Source organism: Chitinimonas koreensis, assembly GCF_014353015.1.
GTDB classification, from domain to species: domain Bacteria; phylum Pseudomonadota; class Gammaproteobacteria; order Burkholderiales; family Chitinimonadaceae; genus Chitinimonas; species Chitinimonas koreensis.
In genome coordinates, this window is sequence record NZ_CP060704.1 from 3,301,575 (window position 1) to 3,326,246 (window position 24,672).

Below are 24,672 nucleotides of genomic sequence, written 5' to 3' on the forward strand. Positions count from 1 at the left end.
TACGACGCTCGGCGCCAGGAAGGCCCGAACGCCGTCCCGGCGGGACGCTCGCCCTTGTGGCATGGCGCTCTGGATATAAAGTGGACTTATATAAGCAAAAGGCGATTCACGGCATCCGGCCAGCCGCGAATCCACCCTGCCGGTATTCGCCGGCCGCTGCGCCAAGCCGGCTCCGGCAAGGCCATCCGGCTCGAAGCCGGGCAAGAAAACGGACAATCGGGCCGCGATGGCCGGCCGGTTTACGAATGGATACGGACAGGAATTGCGGCAGGCCCGAAATCGCCGTGCGCATTGATTGAACGGGACTTGAACCGGCATGAAGCGCGATGGCCGGCCATTCGATCCAATTGGGTGCATTGACCAATCGCCCGACGCACCGGATTCAGGCATTCATCCATCGCGGCGATTTAATTCGGGAGCCTGGTCAATACAGGAATCGATCCGGCCCGATCGGCCATTTGCACCAATTCGAATCGGGCAGCGGACCGGAGAGTGGTATTGAATGCACCGGACCGGTGCCTGCCTTTGCCCACCCCTCGTGCGCCGATGGATGGCGGCATCGCCCATGGGCGGTAGGCATGGCTACAACCGGCCCATGCCGGCCTATCGGCCCGATCCGGCAGTCCCGGCGGTGCAGCCGGGCGCGACGGCCCCGCCTCAGCCTTGCGCGGCCGGCCCGGCCGCCGGCGCATCGCCGAGCGCGGCGCGCAGCCGCAGCAACTGCTCGCGCGTGACGAAATCCTCGTGAGTGCCGTGGCAGCTGCAGGCATAGGCGCCGGCCAGCGCGCCGAGCCGCGCGCATTCGGCCGGCGGCAGGCCCTGCAGCCAGCCATAGAGAAAGGCCGCGGCGAAGGAATCGCCGGCGCCGTTGCTGTCCACCACCGGCCGCTCGGGCGCCAGCGCCGGCTGGTGGCCGGGCATCGCGTCGCCGCGCGCCAGCCACCAGGAGCCCTGCTCGCCGCCCGTCGCCACCACCAGCCGCGCCCTGCCCTGCTCGAGGATCTCGCGCATCACCTCGAAGTGGCGGCCGCCCATCGCGACGATGCTGACGAACACCAGGTCGGCCTGCTGCGCGAAGGCGCGGTGGTAGTCGTTGCGGCCGTCCCAGTCGTGCAGGTCGGTCGAACTGCTCAGACCCAGCGCCTGCACGTCGGCGAAGCAGTCGCGCGCCCAGGCCATGATCGACAGGTGCACGTGCCGCGCCGCGCGCATCGACGGCAGGTAGAAGTCGCGCGGCATGCGCAGCGCATCCGGGTGGCGGCCGTCGTACAGCGACAGCCGGCGGCCGGCCGGATCGACCAGGTTGACGCTGCGGCGCGTGCCGCTGGGCTCGACGATGTAGTCGAAATCGAGCCCGCGCCGGCGGTAGCGCTCGAGCACCAGCCGGCCCTGCTCGTCGTCGCCGAGGAAATCGAGGAAGCGGGTGCGCAGGCCGAGCGCCTGCGCCGCCAGCGCATAGCCGTTGCCGGTATGGGCGACGTAGTCGCGCACGGCCGGCACGTGGATCGAATCGGCCAGCGGCAGGGGCAGCGCCGGCACGCGGACGATGGTGTCGATGCCGACACCGCCGAGTACGAGGAGATCGAGCGTTTGCATCGTGAGGGAATCCCGGGAATGGACGCCGCCCGGACGGGCGGCCGATGGAGCGCGGCGGAAGCGACGCGCCGGCCGATCATCGCGCCGCCGCCGCAGGTAGCCAAGCGACCGCTCGCTACATGCCGCGGGCTAGGCTGCGGCGGCGCGGGCCCAGGCGGCGATGGCCGCGATCTCGGCCGGGCCGGTACGGCAGCAGCCGCCGATCAGGCGGGCGCCGGCGGCATACCAGCCGCGCGCCGCGGCGGCGAACTGTCGCGCGTCCGCCGCACCGTGCCAGCACTTGCCGCCGGGGTCGTAGCGCTCGCCGGAATTCGGGTAGGCCAGCAGCGGCTTGGCGGTCGCCGCGCGGCCGGCCGTCAGCAGCGGCACCACGTGGGCCGGCGCGGTGCAGTTGAGGCCGACCGCCGCCACCTGGCCGAAGCCGTCGAGCGCGCGCAGGCAGTCGTCGAAGCGCTCGCCCTGGCAGACGTGGGCGTCGTCGCGGCAGCTGAAGGCGATCCAGGCCTCGGCGCCGGGAAACTCGGCCAGCAGTTGCGCCAGCGCGAGCGCCTCGTCGAGGCAGGGGATGGTCTCGCAGGCCAGCAGGTCGGCGCCGGCTGCCAGCAGCGCCCCCATCCGCGGGCGGTGGAAGTCCATCAGCGCCGGGCGCGCCAGGCCGTAGTGGCCGCGGTATTCCGAGCCGTCGGCCAGCATCGCGCCGTAGGGGCCGACCGAGGCCGCCACCAGCGGGCGGCGGCGGCCGACGCGGTTGCGCGGCTCGGCCCAGAACGCGTCGCGCGCCGCGGCGGCCAGCTCGACCGAGCGGCGCAGCAGCGCGTTCGCCTCCTCCGCGCCGATGCCGCGGCGGGCGAATCCTTCGAAACTGGCCTGGTAGCTGGCGGTGATCGCGACGTCGGCGCCGGCGGCGAAATAATCGGCATGCACGGCCCGGATCAACTCGGGTCGTTCGATCAATATCCGGGCCGACCACAGCGGATCGCGCAGATCGCAGCCGCGGTTTTCGAGTTCGGTCGCCAGCGCGCCGTCGAGCACGACCGGCTCATCGGCTGCAAGCCAAGCGCGAAGCGGGGACGCGGATGGAGACATGACGGTACACTCGCGGAAATCCGGATCGGTAAGCGCGTTACCGTACAAACAGTCCCGGCGGTCGATCCGCAATATATCCTTGCGCAGGCGGATATTTGGCTTTCGCGGCGGTCCGACCGATAACAAATATTATGAAGACAAGACTAATCAATAATTGCGCGATGCTAGGAAGAATCGATGGCAATTCGCCCAGCCCGTAAACCGCTCTCCTTCAGTCTTCTCTCCGCCAGCCTGGCCGCGGCCTGGCTGAACACTCCCGCACACACTGCGTCGCTGGGCGAACTCAGTCTCCAGTCCACCCTCGGCCAGCCGCTCGAGGCCAGCGTCCGCGTGCAGGCCGCGGCCGACGAAGGACTGGCGGCCGACTGCTTCTCCGCCATCGTGCGCGACGGCGGCGCCGACGGCCCGATGCAGACCGCCCGGCTGGGCTTCCGCCGGACCGCCGGCGGCGGCGTGCTCGACATCCACAGCGTCGATACGGTCGGCGAACCCATCGTGGCGCTCACCGTCCGCCTGCGCTGCGGCGATGCGGCGCTGGTACAGCGCGACTACACCCTGCTGCTCGACATGCCGTCGACGCGGCCGATCGCCGCACCGCTGGCCGCGCCCGCCGCCAATCGCGCCGCCGTGCCGGCCGCGCCCCCGCGCGCGCAACCGGGCGCCGTCGCGGCCACCGATCCGCTGGCCGCCCAGAACGGCGCATGGCTGACCCAGGGCGGCGAGACCTACGCCAGCATCTCGCGCCAGCTGCTGCCCGGCCAGCCGGATGCGCAGAAGGCGCTGGTGCTCGAGCTGCGCCGGCTGAACGCCCACCTGCCGCCGCGCGGCAAGAAGCCGCTGGCCGCCGGCATCAAGCTGAACCTGCCGGTCAAGCTGGCCGACGTGCCCGGCATGCCGGCCGATGCGCGCGCGGCGCCCGCCCGCCGCGCGACCCAGCCGAAGCCGGCCGCGCCCAAGCCTGTGCCGCCCAAGCCGGCCGCGCCGCCGCCGGCCCAGCCGACGCCGCAGCCGCAGGTCATCGCGCCGCCGCCGGCGACGCCCACCACCAAGCTCAGCATCAGTGCGCCGCCCGAGACCGGCGAGCCGCTGCAGTCGGCCGAGATCGACCGGCTCAACACCATGCTCGCCAACCAGTCGAAGGAGCTCGAAGCGGCCCGCGAGCAGGTCGCCCGGCTCGAACAGCGGCTGAACACCCTGCTGACGCAGGTCCAGGAACGCAACAAGGCCATCGTCGAGGAAGAGACCGAGGCGCGCGACCGCGCCGAACGGCGCAGCCAGTGGATCTGGCTGGGCGGGCTGGTGGGGCTCGGCGGCCTGGGGCTGGCCGGCCTGGCCGTGCTGATCGGCCGCTGGCGCGCGCTGCGGCGGCAGCAGGAGGAGAAGGCCAACTTCCTGGCCGACACCAACTCGCCGCTGTTCGCCCAGGAAGCGTCGAACGGCCACCAGCGCCGCCACGACGAGACCCAGCCCTACCACCCGCCGGCCTCGTACGAGCCGGCTCGCCTGGCGCCGGAGCTGGCGCCGCAGGCCGACCAGGAGCAGGAAGCGTCCGACCTCAACGTGGTCTACCTCAGCGACGTGGCGGCCGAGGCCACGCTGCTGGCCGCCCACGGCCAGTACGACTACGCGGTCGAGCTCCTGCGCGGCGAGATCGCGGCGCGGCCGACCCACGTGGTGAACTGGATCCAGCTGCTCGAACTGATGCACAGCCGCCGCGACACCGATGCCTTCCTCGAGGTCGCGGCCGATTTCCGCAACCACTTCGTCAGCGAGACGCTGTGGGAAAAGGTCAGCATCATGGGCCGCGACCTGGCGCCGGCCAGCGCGCTGTTCAGCGGCCAGGGCGTGAGCGGCAGCAATGCCGACGAGATCACCGCGATGCTGGACCAATTGAGCGAGCCGCAGTCCTACGCGCCGCCGGCCGCCCCGGCCCCGGTGCCGGCCCCGGTCCAATATGCGCCGCCGCCCCGCCGGTGGCCGAGCCGCTGGTGTTCGAGCTGCCGACCGAGCAGGAAACGCCGCCGGCCCCGGCCTCCGAGCTGCCCGAGTTCGAATTCGACCTGCCCGAGGAAGTGGCGCCGCCGCAGGTGGAGCCGATCCCGGCCTTCGACCTGATCGACATCGAGCCGCCGCTCGAACTGGTGGCGCCCGACGAGCCCGAAGAAGCCGATACCGACGCCGTGCCGGGCGAGCACGCCGAGCTGCGCGCGGCGCGGCGGCTGATCCAGTCGGGCCAGCAGGAAGCCGGCGCGGCCATCCTCGAGCGGCTGATGATGAGCGGCTCGCACGAGGAGCGCGCCGCCGCCGGCGAGATGCTGGTCAAGCTCACCATGCCCCGCTGAAGCCGGCGCCGGGCGGCGCGAACTTCCCGCCGCCGGCGCCGCTCGCATCCGGAAGCCCCGCCCGAGCGGTCCGGATCGTCGCGCCGTGCGCGGCGATCGCACCGCTCCCCACCACCCCACGCTGACCCGCGCCCGGCGCCCGCCTCATGACCGAACCGCCCATCCCCGAGCAGCAGCCCCCGATCGAGCCGACGATCGAGCCCACCTTGGCGCCGCGGTCCGAGCCCGCGCCGCCACCGCCTCCCCGCCACGCCGCCCGCGCCTGCGCGAACGCCTGGCCGACTTCTGGCAACGTTACCGCCGCCCCCTGCTGCTGCTCGCGGCGGCGCTGGCACTGGCCATGCTGGCCGGCCTGGCCTGGCTGCTGCGCGACCTGCCCTCGCTGGCCGAGCTCGACGACCTGCAGCCCAAGGTGCCGCTGCGGGTCTATTCGCGCGACAAGGTGCTGATCGGCGAATTCGGCAAGGAGCGGCGCAGCCTGGTGAAGCTCGCCGACATCCCGGCCGACCTCAGGCAGGCGGTGCTGGCGATCGAGGACGCGCGCTTCTACGAGCACGGCGCGATCGACCTGGTCGGCGTGCTGCGCGCCGGCCTCGCCAACCTCGGCAGCGGCGGCCGCGGCCAGGGCGCCAGCACCATCACCATGCAGGTGGCGCGCGACCTGTTCCTGACCCGCGACAAGACCGTCACGCGCAAGCTGCGCGAGATCGTGGTGGCCTACAAGATCGAGGCGGTGCGCAGCAAGGACGAGATCCTCGAGCTGTACATGAACCAGATCTACCTGGGCCAGCGCGCCTACGGCTTCGCCAGCGCGGCGCGGGTCTACTTCGGCAAGGAGCTCGGCGCGCTGACGCTGGCCGAATCGGCCATGCTGGCCGGCCTGCCCAAGGCGCCGTCGGCCTACAACCCGGTCAGCAATCCGCGCCGCGCGCGGGTCCGGCAGGAATACATCCTCAAGCGCATGCGCGAGCTGGGCTACATCGGCGAGGCGCGCTACCGCCAGGCGCTGGCCGAGCCGCTGCAACTGGCGCGCAGCCAGGACGCCGCGCCGGCCAGCCAGCCGCATGCCGAATACGCCGCCGAGATGGTGCGCCAGGCGATGTTCGACAAGTACGGCGAGGCCGCCTACTCGCGCGGGCTGACGGTGGTCACCACCATCGACTACGCCCAGCAGCAGATGGCCTGGGAAAGCGTGCGGCAGAGCCTGCTCGACTACGACCGCCGCCGCGGCTGGCGCGGCCCGAGGCCTACGTGGCGCTGCCGGAGCCGGCCGCCCGCGAGGACAGCGCGGACGAGCTGCTGGCCGCCCACCCGGATGCCGACGGCCAGGTCGCCGCCGTGGTGGTCGCGGCCAGCCCGCGCAAGGTGGTGGCGCTGACGCGCGACGGCGACACGGTGGAGATCGCCGAGCCCGGCCTACGCTTCGCCGCCGCCGGGCTGCGCGAAGGCGCGCCGGCCAAGCTACGCATCCGGCCCGGCGCCGTGGTGCGGATCGGCAGGGATGCGCGCGGCGCGCGCGAGATCGTGCAGCTGCCGCAGATCCAGGGCGCGCTGGTGGCGCTGGCGCCGCAGGACGGCGCGATCCGTGCGCTGGTCGGCGGCTTCGATTTCGGCGTCAACAAGTTCAACCGCGCGGCGCAGGCCTGGCGCCAGCCCGGCTCGACCTTCAAGCCCTTCGTCTACTCGGCCGCGCTCGAACGCGGCGTCGGCCCGGCCACCATCGTCAACGACGCCGCCTTCTCGGTGCAGCTCGACCCGGGCAGCGACAAGCGCTGGGAGCCGAAGAACGACGACGGCAGCGAGGCCGGCCCGATCAGCATGCGCAGCGGCCTGCAGAAATCGAAGAACCTGGTGGCGGTACGCGTCGCCGACTATGTCGGCGTGCCCTTCATCCGCGACTACGTGCAGCGCTTCGGCTTCGTGCCCGCCCAGGTACCGCCCTACCTGCCGATGGCGCTCGGCGCCGGCCAGGTCACGCCGCTGCAGCTCGCCGGCGCCTACGCGGTGTTCGCCAACGGCGGCTGGCGGGTGCCGCCCTACCTGATCGCCGAGGTGCGCGACGGCCGCGGCCAGTTGCTGCTGCAGGCGCGGCCGGCGGTGGCCGAGGCCAACGCGATCCGCGCGCTGACGCCGCGCAACGCCTTCGTGATGCACCAGCTCCTGCTCGGCGTGGCCCAGCGCGGCACCGCCTGGCAGAGCAACGCGCTGGGCCGGACCGACATCGGCGGCAAGACCGGCACCACCAACGACATGCACGACGTCTGGTTCGCCGGCTACCAGCATTCGCTGCTGGCGGTCAGCTGGCTCGGCTACGACCAGCCGCGCTCGGTCGGCGCCGGCGGCGCGCAGCTGGCGCTGCCGATGTGGATGCGCTTCATGGGCCGAGCGCTCAAAGGCGTGCCGACCTACCAGATGCCGCAGCCGCCCGGCGTGCTGCAGATCGGCGGCGAGTGGTACCTCGACCTGTTCACGCCCGGCAACGGCTTCGTCAGCGCGATCGGCATGGACGGCGTGGAGATGCCGGCGCCGGACGAGCTGACCGACGAGGACATGAGCGGGGACGAGCCGGAAGAGACCGAGGCGGAAGCCGGCGATTCGACCTATGTCGAGCCGCCGGCCGCGGAGCGGAACCCGCCGATGGACGAGGCGACGCCGCCGCCGAGCACGCCCTGAGCGGTTCGGCCCGGCGTCTCCGCGCTTCCGCCCGGCACGCACGGAACACTTCACCGCAGGAGCGGCTTCAGCCGCGAATGGGCGGAAAAGACCCGACCGCCATTCGCGGCTGAAGCCGCTCCTACATCCTCCCGGCGAGCAGCGGCAACCCTACAGCGGCGCCAGCGTGATCGTCTCGTAGCTCAGCTCGACCGAGGCCGGCTGGCGGCCGCGCGGCGTGATCGGCACCAGCGTCACCTGCAGCGTGCCGTCGGCGGCGATCTTGCGCGCGAGCTCGACGTTGATGACGAAGGTCATCCGCTCGGGCTTGTGCTCGCCGTGCGGCTCGCCCTTGCGCACCTTGGCCACGCTGGAGATCAGCCCGACATAGTTGGGCAGCTCGGTGCTGGTCGCCGCATTGGCCTTGGGCAGGTTGACATAGACCTTCACCGCCACGCCGACGTGGGCCGGGATGCGCACGCCCTCGAAGGTCAGCAGGTAGCGCTGGCCGCCGGCCAGCGCCGCCAGCGCGTCGCGGTGGGCTTGCGGCAGCGCCGCCACGTGGGTGGTCGGCGCGGCCGACAGCGCGCGCGGCGCGGCGCTGGAGAGCACGCTCAGGGCCTCGGCCGGCACGGTGCGCGGCGGGCGCTCGGGCGAATAGAACACCGGGCTGGACTGGGTCGGCACCGCCAGGCTGTCGTAGACGTAGCCGATGGCCGCGGTCTCGACCACGTCGCGGACCTTGATCGAGGTCCAGGTGCCGTTCTCGTCGTAGAAATTCCAGGCGTGGTCGAGCCAGCGCTCGTCGGTCGGATTGTCGTGGCCGCCGCCCAGCGCCAGCCAGCTCGGCCACATGCGGTCGACGTTGGCATGGTGGGCGAAGAACACCGGGTCGCGCGCGGCGGTGGCCAGCACGCCCATGTCGCAGCCCTGGTTGACGCTGTCGCCCGGCGTGCCGGTCCAGTTGTGCACGTTGTTGTGCGGGATGCGCTCGAGCAGGCCCGAGGCGGACTGCCCCAGCGTGAGGTGGACGTCCGGATCCATGCCGCCGAACTGGCCGAAGCTCGGCGCGTCCAGCACCAGGCTGATCGCCTTCGGCCCGACGAAGGCCTTGGGGATCTGGTCGCCGTAGGTCACGCCGCGGCGGGTGTTGTAGAGCGCGTTGGGCCGGCGCATGGCGAACTTGCGCGAATAGGCCAGCGGCAGCGTCTGGGTCTGCTCGCTCTGGGTGCTCCAGTCCCAGTACGGCAGCCGCAGCTCTGGCGCGCCGGCCAGCCGCGCCAGGATGCGTTCGAGGAAGTACAGGTAGCAGCGGTGCCAGGGCAGGAACCACCAGCTGCCGTGGATCTCGGGGCCGGCCTGGCCGTCGGTGCCGCCGCCGCAATACCAGCAGTGCACATAGCTCTGGCGCAGCCAGCCGAGCGGGTTGTCGGGCTGCTTGACGGTCAATTCGCGCAGCCGGGCGAAGGCCAGGGTCAGCGTACGCAGCTCGGCCTCGCCGAGCGAATTGATGCTGCGCCGCGGCAGCACCGGCAGCCGGCCCGGCACGAAGGGCACCGCCGGTCCGGTCGGCGTCGGCGGCGTGCAATCTTCCGGGTAGTCGGGCGGCGCATCGTCGGCCAGGGCCGGCAGGACGGGCAAGGCGGCGAGGCCGGGCATGGCGCCCAGCGCGATCATCTGGCGCAGGATTTCGCGGCGCGCCAGCGGCGCGTCGAACAGCTTGGACTTCGACATGGTTTCCTCCGTGGAACAGCGGGCTCGATGTGTTCTTGTAGGCCGGCATGCCCGAGCGAGCGGGCCCTGCCTTTATAGAACCGCCCGGCAGCGGAGGGAATGACGATGGGTTACAGCGGGACGTGACGCAGGCACCGCAAGGTAACGATGTCGACGCAGGAACGGCTTCAGCCGCGAACGCCGGGAGAGGACGCCCGGCCATTCGCGGCTGAAGCCGCTCCTACAAGGGCATTGCCGCAGCGGTCACATCGCGGACGCCGCAATGCGCACGGCCCCGGCAGCGCGCGAACGCCGCCGGGGCCGGGTGCGGATCGCGTGGCCGCTCAGGCCCAGCTGATCAGCCCGTACAGTTTCTTGCCGCGGCGGAGCAGGGTGAAGCGGCCGAACAGCCGCTCCTCGTCGCCGATCGCGTGTTCGATCGTCTCGGCCTTGCGGCCGTTGACGCTGACCGCGCCGCTCAGGATGAAGGTACGCGCCTCGCTCTTGGACTTGGCGAGGCCGGCCGCCACCAGCGCGTCGATCAGGCCGGACGTGCTGCGCTCGAGCGTCACGCCCGGGACGCCGTCGAGCGCCAGCTGTTCGAAATCCGACTCGGTCAGCTCGGCCAGGCTGTCGCTGAACAGGCTGCGGCTGATGCGTTGGGCGGCCTCGACCGCGGCCTGGCCGTGGACGACGGCGGTGACCTGCTCGGCCAGGATGCGCTGGGCTTCGGGCTTGCCTTCGCGGGCGCGGTCGGCCGCCTCGATCGCGGCGATCTCGGCCGGGGACAGGAAGCTGAAGTAGCGCAGGAAGGTGTAGACGTCGGCGTCGGCGGTATTGAGCCAGAACTGGTAGAAGCCGTAGGGCGAGGTCTTGCGGGCATCGAGCCAGATGGTGCCGGTCTCGGTCTTGCCGAACTTGGTGCCGTCGGACTTGGTGACCAGCGGCAGCGTCAGGCCGAACACCTGCTGCTGGTTGAGCCGGCGGGTCAGGTCGGTGCCGGCGGTGATGTTGCCCCACTGGTCCGAGCCGCCGATCTGCAGCTTGCAGCCGTGGCGCCGGTTCAGCTCGCTGAAGTCGTAGCCTTGCAGGAGGCTGTAGGCGAACTCGGTGAACGAGATGCCCTGGTCGTCGCGGTTGATGCGCTGCTGCACCGATTCCTTCTTGATCATGGCGTTGACCGAGAAGTGCTTGCCGATGTCGCGCAGGAATTCCAGCGCGCCCATGCCGCCGAACCAGTCGTAGTTATTGGCCATGATCGCGGCGTTGGGGCCGTCGAAGTCGAGGAAGGGCTCGACCTGGGTGCGGATCTTGCCGACCCAGCTCTCGATCACGTCGGGCGTGTTGAGCTTGCGCTCGGCCGCCTTGAAGCTCGGGTCGCCGATCATGCCGGTGGCGCCGCCGACCAGCGCGATCGGCTTGTGGCCGGCCAGCTGGAAGCGCTTGAGCACCAGGATCGGCACCAGGCTGCCGATGTGCAGGCTGTCGGCGGTCGGATCGAAGCCGCAATACAGCGTCACCGACTCGCTGGCCAGCAGCGCGTCGAGCGCCTGGGCATCGGTCGTCTGCGCGATCAGGCCGCGATCGTGCAGATCCTGGATCAGGGGGACTTGTACATGGGGTTCTCCAACGGCTGAGGTCGTACGCGAAACCGGCGATTCTAGCCGAATCCGGGCGAGCGCCGATTCTGGAGGTGGGGACGATGGGCCTGTGAATTTGAAGATGGGAAGGGGGAAGGGTAACCCCATCCCCTCCCAGCCTCCCCCTTGAAGGGGGAGGAGTGGATTGCACCATATCGAACGGCTGCGCCCTCATCCGCATCGCTGCTCCGCTCCCTCCCCTTCAAGGGGAGGGTTGCCTTCTCCCTTCCCCCTTCCCCCTTCACTCCTCCCCCTTCCCTCTACTCCGTCCACCGGCTTACGCTTCGCCCCTCACACCCTCATTCCCCTCTCCCATGCCCTCCTCCCTCTACATCGGCCTGATGTCCGGCACCAGCCTCGACGGCATCGACTGCGCCGTGGTCGATTTCGCCGCCGGCAAGCCGCGCCTGCTGGCTGCCACCCTGCGCGCCTTCGCACCCGCTCTACGCGACGAACTGCTGGCGCTGCAGGCGAGCGGCCCGGACGAGCTGCACCGCGCCGCGCTGGCCGGCAACGCGCTGGCCGACGCTTACGCCGCCAGCGTCGCCGCCACCCTGGCCGAGGCCGGCCTCGACGCCGGCGCGATCGCCGCCATCGGCATGCACGGCCAGACCGTGCGCCACCGGCCCGAGCTCGGCTACACGCTGCAGATCGGCAACGCGGCTCGGCTGGCCGAGGCGAGCGGAATCACGGTGGCGGCCGACTTCCGCAGCCGCGACGTGGCGGCCGGCGGCCAGGGCGCGCCGCTGGTGCCGGCCTTCCACCTCGGCATGTTCGGCGGCGCCGCGCACCGGGCGGTGGTCAACATCGGCGGCATCGCCAACCTGACCGACCTGCCGCCCGGCGGCGCCGTGCGCGGCTGGGACACCGGACCCGGCAACGTGCTGATGGACGGCTGGATCGCCCGCAACCGCGGCCAGCCCTACGACGCCGACGGCGCCTGGGCCACGGCCGGCCGGGTCGACGCCGCCCTGCTGGCCGCCCTGCTGGCCGAACCCTACTGCGCCGCGCCGCCGCCCAAGAGCACCGGCCGCGACCTGTTTCATGCCGGCTGGCTCGACGACCGGCTGGCCGGCCGCACGCTGGCGGCCGAGGACGTGCAGGCCACCCTGCTGGAATTCACCGCGCGCAGCATCGCCGCCGAGATCGAACGCGAGGCGATGGCTGCGGCCGAGGTCTACGTCTGCGGCGGCGGCGCGCGCAACGGCGCCTTGATGGCGCGGCTGACCGCCTTGCTGGCGCCGCGGCCGGTGGCCGGCACCGAAGCGCTCGGGCTGCACCCGGACTGGGTCGAGGCGACGGCGTTCGCCTGGCTGGCGCGGCGCTGCCTGCTCGGCCAGGCCGGCAACCTGCCGGCGGTGACAGGGGCGGCGGGGTTGCGAGTGCTGGGGGCGATCCATCCGGCGGTGGTGGGGTGGCCAGCGGCGCCGGCAATCGCCGGGTGAACGACCGGGCACTGCCCGGCAAAGCGATCGGTTTGTTGCCAAGCAGTTGCTTCATCGCCGTGGCCACGGGAAACTTGCCAGCCCTGCCCATTCATTCAGAATGTCCGGCAGATATATTGATCGTTTCTTTTATGTTGCGGTGATTCAGGAGAATCAATTTGGTCATATGCGCAAAATGCAATTGGGAGTGGCAGGGTTTTAACCAAACCTGCCCCAAGTGCGGAGCCATGATCGGCGAGAAGGAATTCAGCAAGCCCAAGTTCTATATATTGGCCGCCTTGGGCTTGATCGGCCTGATCTGTTTCATGTCGATATCCTGGTATTTCCAGAACAGGAAAGCCGCTGCGAACGATAAATCGATTCAGGCGCAACTGAACAGCGCTTCGCCCGAGCAGGCCGAAGAGGCCGCCTTGATCAGAACCGGCATCGCCGAAGATCTAGGGCGCTCAATACGCGGCAGATTCGTGGGTGCCAAGCTGAAGACGATGAAGATGAATTTCGACGCGTCGATCGTTTGCGTGGAATTCTCGAGCAGCAATGCCTGGCAGGTCATGAAAACGAAACGGTTGGTGATCCTCGGCGATCGCACCGAGACCGATGCAGCGAAATGGGATGTCCATTGCGCCGGCAATATGATCGATATGTCATCCGCGGCTCAATAGCGGAAACCCCGCCGAAGAATCGAAGACTTCACGCGGCGTGGTTCATAAATAAGCAAGTTGCACATCGAACAACCATCGAATCCGAATCCAGACATGCATTCCAAATCGCGCCACCTGACCGCCGTGGTGATCCTGGCCCTAGCGGCCGCCCTGTACGCAGCGGGACAGTACTACTCGGCCCTGAGCGCCTGCGCCGCCGATCTGAAAGCAGGCGAAGGCAATATCGAGCAGGGGTTCGCCCTCGCCGATACCGCCTTCGCCTATGCCTTCGCCGGGCTCGTCTGCCTGTCGATCGCCTTGTCGTTCTGGCTGGTGAAGGCCCACCGGGTCGTCCGCCAGATCGTCGCCGTCCCGGTCCTGCTCATTGTGCTGAGCCTGCCGTACTTCCTGCTGGATACGCTGCTCGACCTGTCGCGACCGCTCGGCGACTGGCTCTGCAGATAGGCCACGGCCCGCAGCCGACTCATGCAGCCGGGCCACGCCAGATCGGCCGCATCGGCTCGATTCGGTACGGCCCCGGGCCGTTCCTTACCCCGCCGGCTGCAACCCGAACCCCACCCCGATCCGGTTCCACGAATTGATCGCATTGACCGCCAGCGTCAGGTCGACCATTTCCTTGTCGCCGAATTGCGCCTTCACCGAGTCGTACAGCGCCTCGCTCACCTCGTGGCCGGCCAGTTGCGTCAGCGCCTCGGTCCAGGCCAGCGCGGCGCGTTCGCGTTCGCTGAAGAACGGCGTCTCGCGCCAGGCGCTCAGCGTGTAGATGCGCCGTTCGCTCTCGCCGCGCTTGCGGGCGTCGGCGGTGTGCATGTCGAGGCAGAAGGCGCAGCCGTTGAGCTGGGAGGAACGGATGCGGATCAGTTCGAGCAGCGACGGCTCCAGGCCGCTGCCGGTCACGGCGTTCTCCAGCGCGATCATGGCCTTGTAGGCGTCGGGCGCGGCCTTGGCCCAGTTCAGTCGTGCGTGCATGGTGCGTTTCCTTTCGCTTGGTGAGTCGGTATGGCCGCCACGATAGCGCCAGGGCGGACTGCCAGGAACGGCCAATTTCCGCATAATCGAGGAGACCAATCTCCCGCCCGCCCCTTATGGATTTCCACCTCGCACTCCACCCGCACGGCGAGCTGACCGCCCAGATCTACGGCCAGCTGCGCGACGCGATCCGTGCCGGCCGCCTGGCCGCCGGCGAACGGCTGCCGCCGAGCCGGGCGCTGGCGGCGCAGCTCGGCGTCTCGCGCAAGACCGTCACCGAGGCCTACGAGATGCTGGCCAGCGAGGGTTTCACCGCGGGCCGCGTCGGCGCCGGCACCTTCGTCGCCGCCGTGCCCGGCCTCGCTGCGCAGGCGGCGCCGGCCAAGCCGGTGGCGGCCATCCCGCTGCCGCGCTGGCAGGCGCTGCCGACGCCCTTCCTGGAGATCGCCAGCGCGCCCCGGCTGCGCCACGACTTCCGCGGCGGCGCCACCGACCGTTCGCTGCTGCCGCAGGCCGAATGGCGCCGCTGCATGATGGAGGCGCTGCGCTGGCAGGTACGCGGCGACGCGGAAGCGGCCACGGTGGACGGCCTGCCGCGGCTGCGCGGCGCGATCGCGCGCCAGCTGGCGGTCAGCCGCGCGGTGCGCTGCGAGTGGTCCGACGTGATGGTGACCAGCGGCGCGCAGCAGGCGATCGACCTGGTCGGCCGGGTGCTGCTGGAGCCGGGCGCGGTGGTGGCGATGGAAGACCCCGGCTATCCGCCGGCCTTCGCCAGCTTCAGCGCCCAGGGCGCGCGCGTGGTGTCGGTGCCGGTCGACGGCGAGGGGATGGTGGTCGAGGCGCTGCCCGACTCGGCACGGCTGGTCTACGTCACGCCCTCGCACCAGTTCCCGCTCGGCATGCCGATGAGCCTGCCGCGCCGGCGCGCGCTGCTGCACTGGGCCGCGCGCCGCGGCGCAGTGATCCTGGAGGACGACTACGACAGCGAATTCCGCTACGAGGGCCGCGCGCTCGAAGCGCTGCACAGCCTCGACGACAGCGGCCTGGTGGCCTACGCCGGCACCTTTTCCAAGACGTTGACGGCCGAGCTGCGGCTCGGCTACCTGGTGATGCCGCCGGCGCTGCGGCCGGCGCTGCGCCAGGCCAAGCACCTGTGCGACTGGTACAGCCAGCCGCTATTGCAGTTCGCGCTGGCGCGGCTGATCGAGCGCGGCGACTTCGCCCGCCACGCGCGGCGCTGCCACAAGCACTACGCGGCCCGCCGCGCGGCCCTGCTGGCGGCGCTGCGCGGACCGCTGGCCGACTGGCTGGCGCCGATCCCGGCGATGGCCGGCATCCACCTGGCGGCGCGGCTGCAGCAGCCGCTCGATCTCGGCGCGCTGGTGGAACGTGGCCGCGGCGAGGGGCTCGGCCTCTATCCGCTCGACGCCTTCCACCGCGAAACGCCGCCGCTCGCCGGGCTGCTGTTCGGCTTCGGCGGCACCGCGCTGGACGAGCTGCAGGCCGGCCTGCAGACGCTGGAACGGCTGCTGCGCACGGCCTGAGCGCGGCTCAGCCGTGGGCGTGCCAGCCGTGCCGCCGCCCCGGTGCGGCCGGCGCGGCGCCGAAGCGCAGCCAGGCCTTCTCGTGGAAGTAGTAGGCCACCGTGTTCACCGCCGGCTCGACCAGGGCCAGCAGGCTGCTCACGCCGATATTGCCGGTCAGCAGGTAGGCCACGCCGAAGGCGACGCTGAAGTGGGTGGCGGCGAAGGTGAGGGTCTTGACCATGGTGCGCTCCTCGCGGGCGAGATCGTCATGGCTGGATGATAGGCATTCTCATCTTCGACATGAAATTGATTGTTTCCAGCCCATCGATAGCCAGATTCAATTCCACCGCCCCCTACGCGTGGCGCCGGCGCCGTTTCTCATGTCCCGGCGGGCGGCGGCCCGACATAAGCCGCACGCGGCCGGATCAGGCCCGGCTCGCCGCGCTGCTCCAGCGCATGGGCGATCCAGCCGGCGGTGCGGCCGGCGGCGAACAGGCCGAAGGCCGCGTCGCGCGGCAGGCCCAGGTGGCGGCGCAGCGCGACCAGCGCGACGTCGATCGAGGGCAGCCCGCCGGTCAGCCGTTCGGCCGCTTCGAGCATGGTCCGCCAGGCCGGCCGCTGCGGCAGGATCTGCGCCAGCAACAGCTGCGCGCGCGGATCGCCGTGCGGATAGAGCGGATGGCCGAAACCCGGCAGCCCGTCGCCGCGCGCCAGCCGGGCATGTAGCGCTACGCCGACGTAGTCGGCGGGGACGGAGTCGGCGGGGACATCGTCGGCAGCGGCACCGCCGGCCCGGTCGAGCTCGTCCCACCAGGCCTCGACGCGCGCCGTGGCGCCGCCGTGGCGGCCACCGGACAGCGCCGCCAGCCCGGCCAGCACTGCCGCCTTGAGGCTGGCGCCGGTCGAGGCCACGCAGCGGGCGGTGAAGCTCGAAGCGTTCAGCTCATGGTCGGCGCACAGCACCAGCGCGCGACGGACCAGCTCGGCGCCGGCCGCGTCGAGCCGCCAGGCTTCGCCGCACTGCAGATGCAGCGCCTCGGCCGACGGCGGACGGCCGAGCACGCAGGCCAGCACCAGGCGCAGCAGCGCGCCGGCGGCCGCGGCCACCCGCTGCGGATCGCGCTGCCAGATCGCGCTGTCGGCATCGCTGGCGGCCAGCGCCAGCAGCGTCGGCAGGCGTTCGGACAGCGGCTGGGCTGCGCGCGCCTCGGCGCAGGCCAGCCAATCGGGCGGCAGCGCCGGCGCCGCCGGCGCGAAGGCCGCTGCGGCGTCGCACTGCCACAGCAGCGCGGCCACCTGCTCGAGCGTGGCGGTGGCGGCCAGCCGCTCGGCCGGCTCGCCGCGGTAGTGGAGCCGGCCATCCTCGATCAGCGTGATCGCCGAGGCCAGCACCGGCAGCCCCCAGTCCAGCGTCGCCCGCGCCACCTCGCGCGGCTGGCGACCGCGTGCGCGGCGGCCGGCGAGCTGCTCGACCTCTTCGCGCGCATAGCGCCGCTCGCGCGGGTCGTCGGCCGGCTGGGCGCGCAAGAGGCCGCGGCTGACATAGGCGTACAGCGTCTGGCGCGAGACGCCGAGCAGCGCGGCGGCCTCGGCCGCGGTGAGATGAGGGGCGATGGCGGGCTCCGGCATGATTCGATGGTTGATTATTCTAATCAATATTGACGATACATGATGCGGACCGTGTAATGGCCCGACCTTCACCCGCCAGGAGCCGCCCATGCCCGCCTCCCCCGCCCAGGCGCTCGCCCAACTGTGGCAAGCCGCCGGCCTCGACCCCGCCGCGCGGGTCCATGCCCGGCTCGACGGCGAGGCGGTGCTGCCGTCGAGCTTCGCCGCCGACCTGGCGGCGCAGGCCGCCATCGCCGCCGCCGGGCTGGCCGCCGCCAGCCTGCATCGCCTGCGCGGCGGCGACTGGCAGGCGGTGCGGGTCGACCGCCGCCATGCCGCGATCGAATGCCGCAGCGAGCGCTACCTGCGCGTCGACGGCCTGCCGGCGCCCGACCCATGGGATGCGATCGCCGGCGCCTACCGCTGCGGCGACGGCCGCTGGGTGCGGCTGCACACCAACTTTCCGCACCACCGCGACGGCGTGCTCGACCTGCTGCGCTGCAGCCACCAGCGCGAGGCGGTGACGCAGGCGCTGCAACGCTGGCGGGCCGAGGAGTTCGAGCAGGCCGCCGCCGAACGCGGCCTGGTGGTGGCGATGGCGCGCAGCTTCGAGCAATGGGATGCCCATCCGCAGGCCGCCGCGCTGGCCGCGCTGCCGCCGTTCACGCTGGAGAAGATCGGCGACGCGCCGCCGTGGCGGCCGACGCGTGCCGCGCGGCCGCTGGCCGGCCTGCGCGCGCTCGACCTGACCCGGGTGATCGCCGGCCCGGTCTGCGGCCGCACGCTGGCGGCCCACGGCGCCGAGGTGCTGCTGCTGTCCTCGCCGAACCTGCCGTCGATCGCGCCGCTGGTGGTCGACACCGGCCGCGGCAAGCGCAGCAGCCATCTCGACCTGCGCGGCGACGGCGGCCCGGCCGCGCTCGATCGCCTGCTGGACCAGGCCGACCTGTTCGTCCAGGGCTATCGCCCCGGCGGCCTGGCCGCGCTCGGCTTCGGTCCCGAGGCGGTGGCGGCGCGGCGGCCCGGCATCGTCTACGTCTCGCTGTCGGCCTATGGCCACGTCGGCCCGTGGGCCGGCCGGCGCGGCTTCGACTCGCTGGTGCAGACCGCCACCGGCTTCAACCGGGCCGAGGCGCAGGCGGCCGGGCAGGACGGCCTGCGGCCCCTGCCGATGCAGATCCTCGACCACGCCTCGGGCTACCTGATGGCGCTCGGCGCCATGGCGGCACTGCACCGGCGCGCGACGGAGGGCGGCAGCTGGCATGTGCGCGTCTCGCTGGCCCAGACCGGCCGCTGGCTGCGCGGCCTCGGCCGGGTGGACGGGCTGGCGCGGCCCGATCCCGGCTTCGACACGGTCGGCGATCTGCTCGAGGAGGTGGATTCGGGCTTCGGCCGGTTGACCGTGGTGCGCCACGCGGCGCAGCTGGCCGCCACGCCTGCGGCCTGGGCCCGTCCGTCGGTGCCGCTCGGCACGCATGCGGCAGCTTGGCCATGTGACGAATTGACCCCTCAGCCGCTGTAGGAACGGCTTCAGCCAAGGCGAGGGCATCACCGCCGCCGCCGACGGCCCTGTAGGAGCGGCTTCAGCCGCGAATGGCCGTGCCAGCCGTGCCAGCCACCATCGCGGCAAACGGCACGATTCGCGGCTGAAGCCGCTCCTATAACACCGTGAGGCGCGGGCGGGGCCGCGAGCGCCCCCGCAGGTCGGACTTCAGGCCGACAGCGATCCGGATTCGCGGCGATGCCGGCCTGAAGTCCGGCCTGCCTCTCGCAGCGGATCGATCGACGAAATAGCGCTGGTCTACGGCATCGTGCCGACGCCACCCCGCATGCGAGGCTAAGCCCGCGCCGCCTCGCCCTCCCAGCGCCGCAGCACAGCCAGGAAATGCGCCACCCGCGGCGGCAGCGCGCCGGCCCGCACCGCGACCGCCAGCGACAGGTGCGCGCCGTCGTCGAGCAGCGGCAGGTAGCGCACGCCGGCCATCTGCACGCATTCGAGCGGCGACGGCAGCACCGCGATGCCGACGCCGGCCGCCACCAGGCCGATCTGGGTGGTGGCCTCGCCGGCCTCCTGCACCACCCGCGGCGCGAAGCCGGCGCCGGCGCACAGCCGCCGCACCAGCGCCGGCAGGCCGGTGCCGAGCTGGCGCGGATAGGTGACGAAGCCCTCCTCGCGCAGCTGCGCCATGTGCAGGCCCGCTTCGCCGGCCAGGCGGTGGCCGGCGTGCAGCACCACCCGCAGCGGGTCGCGGTGGATCTCGCGCAGCACGATGCCCTCGGGCGGCTCGCGGCCGGTGAAGCGGACGAAGCCGACGTCGAGCTCGCCGGCCAGCAGCGCGTCGAGCTGGTCGGCGGTGAACAGCTCGCGCAGGTCCAGCCGCACCTCGGGCCAGGCCTCGCGGAAATCGTGCAGTACGCCGGGCAAGAGGCTGGTGAACGGCAGCGAGGAGGTGAAGCCGACCCGCAATTCGCCCGCCTCGCCGCCGGCGATGCGGCGCGCCTGCTCGGCCGCGGCGGCCGCCTCGGCCAGGATGCGGCGGGCGCGCTCGAGGAAGGCCCGGCCGGCCTCGGTCAGCGCCACCCGGCGCTTGCTGCGCACGAACAGCTCGGCGCCGATCTCGTCTTCCAGCGCGCGGATCTGCTGGCTCAAGGGCGGCTGGCCGATGTGCAGCCGCTCGGCGGCGCGAGTGAAGTGCAATTCCTCGGCCACCGCCACGAAATAGCGCAGGTGTCGCAGCTCCATCGATATCTTTCAGATATGAATTCAGCCTGAAACATATATTGGACCCGCAGTTCAGCCAAGTCATAGCATGACGTCACCCGGTCGCAGCCCGACCATTCCGCAGTCCCGCGCAATGCCAGCCCCCAGCCTCGCCCTGCCCTTCCCGGCTGTTCCTGCCGCGCCAGCCGCACCCCGCCTCGCCGCCGGCACGCCGGATTTCCGCCGCACCGCCTTCGGCGTCTTCGTCGGCGGCTTCGGCACCTTCGCCCTGGTCTACAGCCCGCAGCCGCTGATGCCGCAGTTCTCCCAGGCCTTCGCCGTCAGCCCCAGCGCGGCCAGCGGGGTGGTTTCGGCGACCACCGGCCTGCTGGCGCTCGGGCTGATCCCGGCCAGCCTGCTGGCCGACCGCTGGGGCCGCAAGCCGGTGATGAACGCCGCGCTGGCGCTCGGCGCGGTGCTGATGCTGGCCTGCGCGCTGGCGCCCGATTTCGCCAGCCTGCTGCTGCTGCGCGCGCTGCTGGGCCTGGCGCTGGCCGGCCTGCCGGCGGCCGCCATGGCCTACCTCAGCGAAGAGATGGAGCCGGCCGTGCTCGGCCGAGTGATGGGCCTCTACATCGCGGGCAACGCGCTCGGCGGCATGAGCGGGCGCTTCCTGGCCGCGCTGTTGGCCGAATGGTTCTCCTGGCGGGTGGCGCTCGGCGCGCTCGGCGCCATCGGCGTGGCCGCCGCGCTGGCGTTCTGGCGCAACCTGCCGCCGTCGCGCCATTTCGCGCCGCAGCCGATCGCGCTGGCCGAGCTGTGGCGCGACGCGCGCGCCCACTTCGGCGACGGCGGCCTGCCCTGGCTGTTCGCCACCGCCTTCCTGCTGATGGGCTGCTTCGTCAGCGTCTACAACTACCTCGGCTACCGGCTGCACGAGGCGCCGTTCGACCTCGGCCCCGGCCAGCTCGGCCTGGTGTTCTCGCTCTACCTGGTCGGCATGGGCGCCTCGACCTGGGCCGGCCAGCTGGCCGACCGCATCGGCCGCCGCAACGTGCTGTGGCTGATGGTGGCGGCCATGGCGGTAGGCCTCGTGCTGACGCTGGCGATGCAGCTGGCGGTGGTGATCGCCGGACTGGCGATCTGCACGCTGGGCTTCTTCGGCGCGCATTCGGTCGCCAGCAGCTGGGTCGGCCGTCGCGCGCTGCGTGCCCGCGCATTGGCCTCGGCGCTGTACCTGACCGCCTACTACCTCGGCGGCAGCGTGCTCGGCTCGGCCTCGGGCCTGGTGTGGGAAGCCGGCCGCTGGCCGGCGGTGGTCGGGGTGCTGGCGCTGGGGCTGGCGGTCTGCTTCGCCATCGCGCTCAGGCTGCGGCGGCTGGCGCCGTTGCCCGCTTGAGTCGCCCGTCCTTTCTCGACCGGCGCAGCGGATGACCGGCCCGGGAGATGGTCAGACCGCGCAGGAGCGGCTTCAGCCGCGAATCCGTCGTCGTGGCGCGGTCCCCAATTCGCGGCTGAAGCCGCTCCTACGGCATCGAATTCGCCGCAGCACCTCGGCATGGCGATCGCATCCGCGCTCTGGCCGGCATCCCGGTCTCCGTAGCGCTGCAGCTCCGGGCAGCTACTCGTCGAACGCCCGCTCGCCGAGCGCCTCGACCAGGTAGTCGACGAAGCAGCCGATGCGCGAGGACAGCGCCGTATTGCGGTAATACACCGCGTTGACCGGCTGCCGCAGGTCGAGCGTCCGGTCCGCCAGCAACTGCACCAGCCGCCCCTCCTCGCGGTCGCGCCGCGTCATGAAATCGGACAGGCAGACGATGCCGCCCCCGGCCAGCGCCAGCTGCCGCAGCGTCTCGCCGCTCGACGAGGCGACCGTCGGCTTGATGTGCAGCAGCTCGTCGCCGTCGCGCAGCGGCCAGTCGTTCAGCGACTCGGGCTGGTTGAAGCCCAGCAGCACGTGCCGCGCCAGCTCGTCCGCCGCGGCCGGCGTGCCGTGCTGCGCCAGGTAGGCCGGGCTGGCCAGGACGCGCAGCCGGCTGCGGCCGATCGGCCGCGCATGCAGGGTCGAATCGCGCAGCGCGCCGATGCGGAAGGCCACGTCGGTGCGCTTCTCGATCAGGTCGACGATGCCCTCGTTGCTGTTCAGCTCCAGCTCCACCTGCGGATAGCGGCGGCCGAAGCCGGCCACCAGCGGCACGATCACATGCAGCATGAAGGGCGTGGCGGCGTCGACGCGCAGCCGGCCCGACGGCTGCTCGCGCCGCGCCGCCATCTGCTCCTCGGCCTGGTCGACCGAGGCCAGGATGGCGCGCGCATGGCGCAGGAAGGCCGCGCCCTCCTCGGTCAGCTCCAGCCGCCGGGTGGTCCGCCGCAGCAGCGTGGTGTGCAGCTTGCCTTCGAGCCGGCCGAGCGCGCGGCTGATGCCGGACACGGTCTGCGCCAGCTGCTCGGCCGCGGCGGTGATGGAGCCGCCGTCCACCACCGCGGCGAAGGCCTGCATTTCGTCGAGCGTGATCTTCATTGTTGACTATGAATCAAATATCTATCGCTTATAGCCGGGTTTTTCCGCAAATGTAAAGCCGGCAGACTGCGCGGCATCTCCCACCACCCGCGGAATGCCGCCATGCCCATTGCCCTGCTGGCGCTGACCATCAGCGCCTTCGCCATCGGGACGACCGAATTCGTGATCGTCGGCCTGATCCCCACCATCGCCGCCGACCTCGGCGTCGGCCTGCCCTCGGCCGGCCTGCTGGTCAGCCTGTACGCGCTCGGCGTCGCCGTCGGCGCGCCGCTGTTGACCGCGCTCACCGGCAAGCTGCCGCGCAAATCGCTGCTGCTGGGCCTGATGGCGCTGTTCACCGTCGGCAACCTGGTCGCCTGGCAGTCGCCCGGCTACGAATCGCTGATCGTCGCGCGCATCCTCACCGGCCTTGCCCACGGCGTGTTCTTCTCGATCGGCTCGATCATCGCCACCAGCCTGGTGCCCAAGGAGAAGGCCGCCAGCGCGATCGCCATCATGTTCACCGGCCTGACCGTGGCACTGGTGACCGGCGTGCCGCTGGGCACCTTCATCGGCCAGCACTTCGGCTGGCGCGCCACCTTCCTGGCAGTGTCGCTGCTCGGCGTGATCGCCTTCTTCGGCAGCCTGCTGTTCGTACCGAAGAACGTGCACCACAGCGCGCCGGCGACCCTCCGGCAACAGCTGGCGGTGCTGGCGCAGCCGCGCCTCCTGCTGGTCTACGCCATGACGGCGGTCGGCTACGGCGGCTCCTTCATCGCCTTCACCTTCCTCGCGCCGATCCTGCAGGACATCAGCGGCTTCTCGACCCATGCGGTGAGCCTGGTGCTGCTGGTCTACGGCGTCTCGGTCGCGGCCGGCAACCTGTGGGGCGGCAAGCTGGCCGACCGGCGCGGGCCGATCGCCGCGCTGAAGCTGATCTTCGCGCTGCTGGCCGCGGTGCTGCTGGCGCTGGCCTTCACCGCGCCGAGCAAGGGCCTGATGCTGGCGACCGTGCTGGCCTGGGGCGCCGTCGCCTTCGGCAACGTGCCCGGCCTGCAGGTCTACGTGGTCCAGCAGGCGCAGCGCTACGCCCCGCGCGCGGTCGACGTCGCCTCGGGCCTCAACATCGCCGCCTTCAACCTCGGCATCGCCGGCGGCGCCTGGATCGGCGGATTGATCGTCGACCGGCTCGGTCTGATCCACACCGCCTGGATCGGCGCCCTGGTCGTCGCCGGCGCCTGGCTGCTGACCGCGCTGAGCGGCCGGCTCGACCGCGCCGCCGGCCACACCGACCGCCTCGAGGGCGTGGCCGTGGCCGCCCACTGATTCCATGTCCCATCACAGGAGATTCCCCATGAGCATCCCCGCCTTCGGCCTCGGCACTTTCCGCCTCAAGGGCCAGACCGTGATCGACTCGGTGCGCGACGCGCTCGAGGTCGGCTACCGCGCCATCGACACCGCCCAGATCTACGGCAACGAGGCCGACATCGGCCAGGCCATCGCCGACTCGGGCGTGGCGCGCGACGCGCTGTTCCTCACCACCAAGATCTGGATCGACAAGCTCGGCCGCGACGAGCTGATCCCCAGCCTGCGCGAAAGCCTGGCCAGGCTGCGCACCGACCGGGTCGACCTGACGCTGATCCACTGGCCCTCGCCCGGCGGCGCGGTGGCGTTGCAGGAAAGCCTGGAAGCCCTGGCAGAGGCCCGCGAGCTGGGGCTGACCGGGCAGATCGGCGTCTCCAACTTCACCATCGACCTGCTGCGCCAGGCGATCGCCATCGCGGGCAAGGACGCCATCGCCACCAACCAGGTCGAGATCAGCCCCTACCTGCAGAACCGCAAGCTGGCCGCCTTCGCGCGCGAACAGGGCATCCACCTGACCTCGTACATGACCCTGGCCTATGGCAAGGCCGTGCAGGATCCGCGGCTGCAGGAGATCGCGGTACGCCACGGCGCGACGACCGCCCAGGTGGCACTGGCCTGGGCGCTGCAGCAGGGCTGGTCGGTGATCCCGTCGTCGACCAAGCGGGCGAACCTGGAGGGCAATCTGGGCGCGCTGCAACTACGGCTGGACGAGGAGGACATGGCGCGCATCGCCGGGCTCGATCGCGGCGAGCGGCTGGCGAATCCGGAGGGGATTGCGCCGGTTTGGGATTGAGGAGCAGTGCACCGGCCGAGTTGGCCGGTGATCGCTGCAGGCAAAACAAAACCGTCATGGCCAATACAGCCATG

At 71.5% G+C, this 24,672-nt stretch carries 20 protein-coding genes; 11 read left to right on the forward strand and 9 right to left on the reverse strand.

The window, feature by feature from the left end; genetic code table 11:
* Positions 1-657 precede the first annotated feature (657 nt).
* The gene (locus tag H9L41_RS13925) at positions 658-1,596 is read right to left on the reverse strand and encodes a carbohydrate kinase family protein (RefSeq protein ID WP_034607378.1); all 939 of its coding nucleotides are present in this window, start codon (positions 1,594-1,596) and stop codon (positions 658-660) included.
* A 129-nt stretch (positions 1,597-1,725) separates the two neighbouring features.
* A complete protein-coding gene (gene mmuM / locus H9L41_RS13930) occupies positions 1,726-2,628 on the reverse strand; it encodes a homocysteine S-methyltransferase (protein WP_245589228.1) in 903 nt (300 codons plus the stop codon).
* 231 nt (positions 2,629-2,859) lie between these two features.
* Between mmuM and H9L41_RS13935 the strand changes: the two genes are divergently transcribed.
* From H9L41_RS13935 to H9L41_RS13940, 3 genes are all read left to right on the forward strand, one after another.
* Positions 2,860-4,797: a type IV pilus assembly protein FimV gene (locus tag H9L41_RS13935; protein WP_187523416.1), complete on the forward strand. Its 1,938-nt coding sequence runs from the start codon at positions 2,860-2,862 to the stop codon at positions 4,795-4,797.
* A gap of 567 nt (positions 4,798-5,364) precedes the next feature.
* Complete coding sequence (locus tag H9L41_RS24865; RefSeq protein ID WP_265583781.1) at positions 5,365-6,402, forward strand: transglycosylase domain-containing protein; 1,038 nt, start codon at positions 5,365-5,367, stop codon at positions 6,400-6,402.
* Positions 6,324-7,697 (forward strand): penicillin-binding transpeptidase domain-containing protein, encoded by a 1,374-nt coding sequence (locus tag H9L41_RS13940; RefSeq protein ID WP_265584055.1) that lies wholly within the window; start codon positions 6,324-6,326, stop codon positions 7,695-7,697. Before H9L41_RS24865 ends, H9L41_RS13940 begins: the two co-directional genes overlap by 79 nt.
* Before the next feature lie 150 nt (positions 7,698-7,847).
* On the opposite strand, the gene H9L41_RS13945 is transcribed toward H9L41_RS13940, so the two are convergent.
* Together H9L41_RS13945 and tyrS are read right to left on the reverse strand one after the other, a co-directional pair.
* On the reverse strand, positions 7,848-9,410 hold the full coding sequence (locus H9L41_RS13945) for a tyrosinase family protein (protein ID WP_028446804.1): 1,563 nt from the start codon (positions 9,408-9,410) through the stop codon (positions 7,848-7,850).
* Positions 9,411-9,733: 323 nt separating this feature from the next.
* Positions 9,734-10,993 (reverse strand): tyrosine--tRNA ligase, encoded by a 1,260-nt coding sequence (tyrS, locus tag H9L41_RS13950; protein ID WP_308419667.1) that lies wholly within the window; start codon positions 10,991-10,993, stop codon positions 9,734-9,736.
* Positions 10,994-11,343: 350 nt separating this feature from the next.
* Here tyrS and H9L41_RS13955 point away from each other — a divergent pair, with 350 nt between their 5' ends.
* The 3 genes from H9L41_RS13955 (at position 11,344) to H9L41_RS13965 (ending at position 13,580) form a co-directional block, all read left to right on the forward strand.
* On the forward strand, positions 11,344-12,474 hold the full coding sequence (locus H9L41_RS13955) for an anhydro-N-acetylmuramic acid kinase (protein WP_051319142.1): 1,131 nt from the start codon (positions 11,344-11,346) through the stop codon (positions 12,472-12,474).
* Between the two features lie 227 nt (positions 12,475-12,701).
* Positions 12,702-13,136: a hypothetical protein gene (locus H9L41_RS13960; protein ID WP_028446802.1), complete on the forward strand. Its 435-nt coding sequence runs from the start codon at positions 12,702-12,704 to the stop codon at positions 13,134-13,136.
* Positions 13,137-13,229: 93 nt separating this feature from the next.
* On the forward strand, positions 13,230-13,580 hold the full coding sequence (locus H9L41_RS13965; protein WP_028446801.1) for a hypothetical protein: 351 nt from the start codon (positions 13,230-13,232) through the stop codon (positions 13,578-13,580).
* Positions 13,581-13,664: 84 nt separating this feature from the next.
* Here H9L41_RS13965 and H9L41_RS13970 read toward each other — a convergent pair whose 3' ends face one another.
* Positions 13,665-14,105: a carboxymuconolactone decarboxylase family protein gene (locus H9L41_RS13970; protein ID WP_028446800.1), complete on the reverse strand. Its 441-nt coding sequence runs from the start codon at positions 14,103-14,105 to the stop codon at positions 13,665-13,667.
* A 116-nt stretch (positions 14,106-14,221) separates the two neighbouring features.
* Here H9L41_RS13970 and pdxR point away from each other — a divergent pair, with 116 nt between their 5' ends.
* Entirely contained in the window at positions 14,222-15,649 is a 1,428-nt protein-coding gene (gene pdxR / locus H9L41_RS13975) for a MocR-like pyridoxine biosynthesis transcription factor PdxR (protein ID WP_028446799.1), read from the forward strand.
* A 7-nt stretch (positions 15,650-15,656) separates the two neighbouring features.
* Here the strand turns inward: pdxR and H9L41_RS13980 are convergent, their stop codons facing one another.
* On the reverse strand, positions 15,657-15,872 hold the full coding sequence (locus tag H9L41_RS13980; protein ID WP_051319141.1) for a DUF2061 domain-containing protein: 216 nt from the start codon (positions 15,870-15,872) through the stop codon (positions 15,657-15,659).
* A 137-nt stretch (positions 15,873-16,009) separates the two neighbouring features.
* Positions 16,010-17,260, reverse strand: a complete 1,251-nt coding sequence (locus H9L41_RS13985) for a citrate/2-methylcitrate synthase (protein WP_034607377.1) — start codon at positions 17,258-17,260, stop codon at positions 16,010-16,012.
* Between the two features lie 88 nt (positions 17,261-17,348).
* On the opposite strand from H9L41_RS13985, the gene H9L41_RS13990 reads away from it, so the two are divergent.
* Entirely contained in the window at positions 17,349-18,761 is a 1,413-nt protein-coding gene (locus tag H9L41_RS13990; RefSeq protein ID WP_028446797.1) for a CoA transferase, read from the forward strand.
* A 315-nt stretch (positions 18,762-19,076) separates the two neighbouring features.
* Here H9L41_RS13990 and H9L41_RS13995 read toward each other — a convergent pair whose 3' ends face one another.
* On the reverse strand, positions 19,077-19,982 hold the full coding sequence (locus H9L41_RS13995; RefSeq protein ID WP_028446796.1) for a LysR family transcriptional regulator: 906 nt from the start codon (positions 19,980-19,982) through the stop codon (positions 19,077-19,079).
* A gap of 112 nt (positions 19,983-20,094) precedes the next feature.
* Between H9L41_RS13995 and H9L41_RS14000 the strand changes: the two genes are divergently transcribed.
* Positions 20,095-21,339 carry an MFS transporter gene (locus H9L41_RS14000; protein ID WP_051319140.1) on the forward strand — a complete coding sequence of 415 codons (1,245 nt, stop codon included), beginning with the start codon at positions 20,095-20,097 and terminating at the stop codon, positions 21,337-21,339.
* A 222-nt stretch (positions 21,340-21,561) separates the two neighbouring features.
* Here H9L41_RS14000 and H9L41_RS14005 read toward each other — a convergent pair whose 3' ends face one another.
* Entirely contained in the window at positions 21,562-22,461 is a 900-nt protein-coding gene (locus tag H9L41_RS14005) for a LysR family transcriptional regulator (protein ID WP_028446794.1), read from the reverse strand.
* A 102-nt stretch (positions 22,462-22,563) separates the two neighbouring features.
* Here H9L41_RS14005 and H9L41_RS14010 point away from each other — a divergent pair, with 102 nt between their 5' ends.
* Positions 22,564-23,766: an MFS transporter gene (locus tag H9L41_RS14010; RefSeq protein ID WP_051319139.1), complete on the forward strand. Its 1,203-nt coding sequence runs from the start codon at positions 22,564-22,566 to the stop codon at positions 23,764-23,766.
* A 28-nt stretch (positions 23,767-23,794) separates the two neighbouring features.
* Positions 23,795-24,598 carry a 2,5-didehydrogluconate reductase DkgB gene (gene dkgB / locus H9L41_RS14015; RefSeq protein ID WP_028446793.1) on the forward strand — a complete coding sequence of 268 codons (804 nt, stop codon included), beginning with the start codon at positions 23,795-23,797 and terminating at the stop codon, positions 24,596-24,598.
* Positions 24,599-24,672: the final 74 nt, after the last annotated feature.

Coding starts and splice junctions, on each gene's coding strand:
- H9L41_RS13925 (WP_034607378.1), bottom strand. CDS start 1,596: ATGCAAACGCTCGATCTCCTCGTACTCGGCGGTGTCGGCATCGACACC.
- H9L41_RS13935 (WP_187523416.1), top strand. CDS start 2,860: ATGGCAATTCGCCCAGCCCGTAAACCGCTCTCCTTCAGTCTTCTCTCC.
- H9L41_RS24865 (WP_265583781.1), top strand. CDS start 5,365: ATGCTGGCCGGCCTGGCCTGGCTGCTGCGCGACCTGCCCTCGCTGGCC.
- H9L41_RS13945 (WP_028446804.1), bottom strand. CDS start 9,410: ATGTCGAAGTCCAAGCTGTTCGACGCGCCGCTGGCGCGCCGCGAAATC.
- H9L41_RS13955 (WP_051319142.1), top strand. CDS start 11,344: ATGCCCTCCTCCCTCTACATCGGCCTGATGTCCGGCACCAGCCTCGAC.
- H9L41_RS13960 (WP_028446802.1), top strand. CDS start 12,702: ATGATCGGCGAGAAGGAATTCAGCAAGCCCAAGTTCTATATATTGGCC.
- H9L41_RS13965 (WP_028446801.1), top strand. CDS start 13,230: ATGCATTCCAAATCGCGCCACCTGACCGCCGTGGTGATCCTGGCCCTA.
- H9L41_RS13970 (WP_028446800.1), bottom strand. CDS start 14,105: ATGCACGCACGACTGAACTGGGCCAAGGCCGCGCCCGACGCCTACAAG.
- pdxR (WP_028446799.1), top strand. CDS start 14,222: ATGGATTTCCACCTCGCACTCCACCCGCACGGCGAGCTGACCGCCCAG.
- H9L41_RS13980 (WP_051319141.1), bottom strand. CDS start 15,872: ATGGTCAAGACCCTCACCTTCGCCGCCACCCACTTCAGCGTCGCCTTC.
- H9L41_RS13985 (WP_034607377.1), bottom strand. CDS start 17,260: ATGCCGGAGCCCGCCATCGCCCCTCATCTCACCGCGGCCGAGGCCGCC.
- H9L41_RS13990 (WP_028446797.1), top strand. CDS start 17,349: ATGCCCGCCTCCCCCGCCCAGGCGCTCGCCCAACTGTGGCAAGCCGCC.
- H9L41_RS13995 (WP_028446796.1), bottom strand. CDS start 19,982: ATGGAGCTGCGACACCTGCGCTATTTCGTGGCGGTGGCCGAGGAATTG.
- H9L41_RS14000 (WP_051319140.1), top strand. CDS start 20,095: ATGCCAGCCCCCAGCCTCGCCCTGCCCTTCCCGGCTGTTCCTGCCGCG.
- H9L41_RS14005 (WP_028446794.1), bottom strand. CDS start 22,461: ATGAAGATCACGCTCGACGAAATGCAGGCCTTCGCCGCGGTGGTGGAC.
- H9L41_RS14010 (WP_051319139.1), top strand. CDS start 22,564: ATGCCCATTGCCCTGCTGGCGCTGACCATCAGCGCCTTCGCCATCGGG.
- dkgB (WP_028446793.1), top strand. CDS start 23,795: ATGAGCATCCCCGCCTTCGGCCTCGGCACTTTCCGCCTCAAGGGCCAG.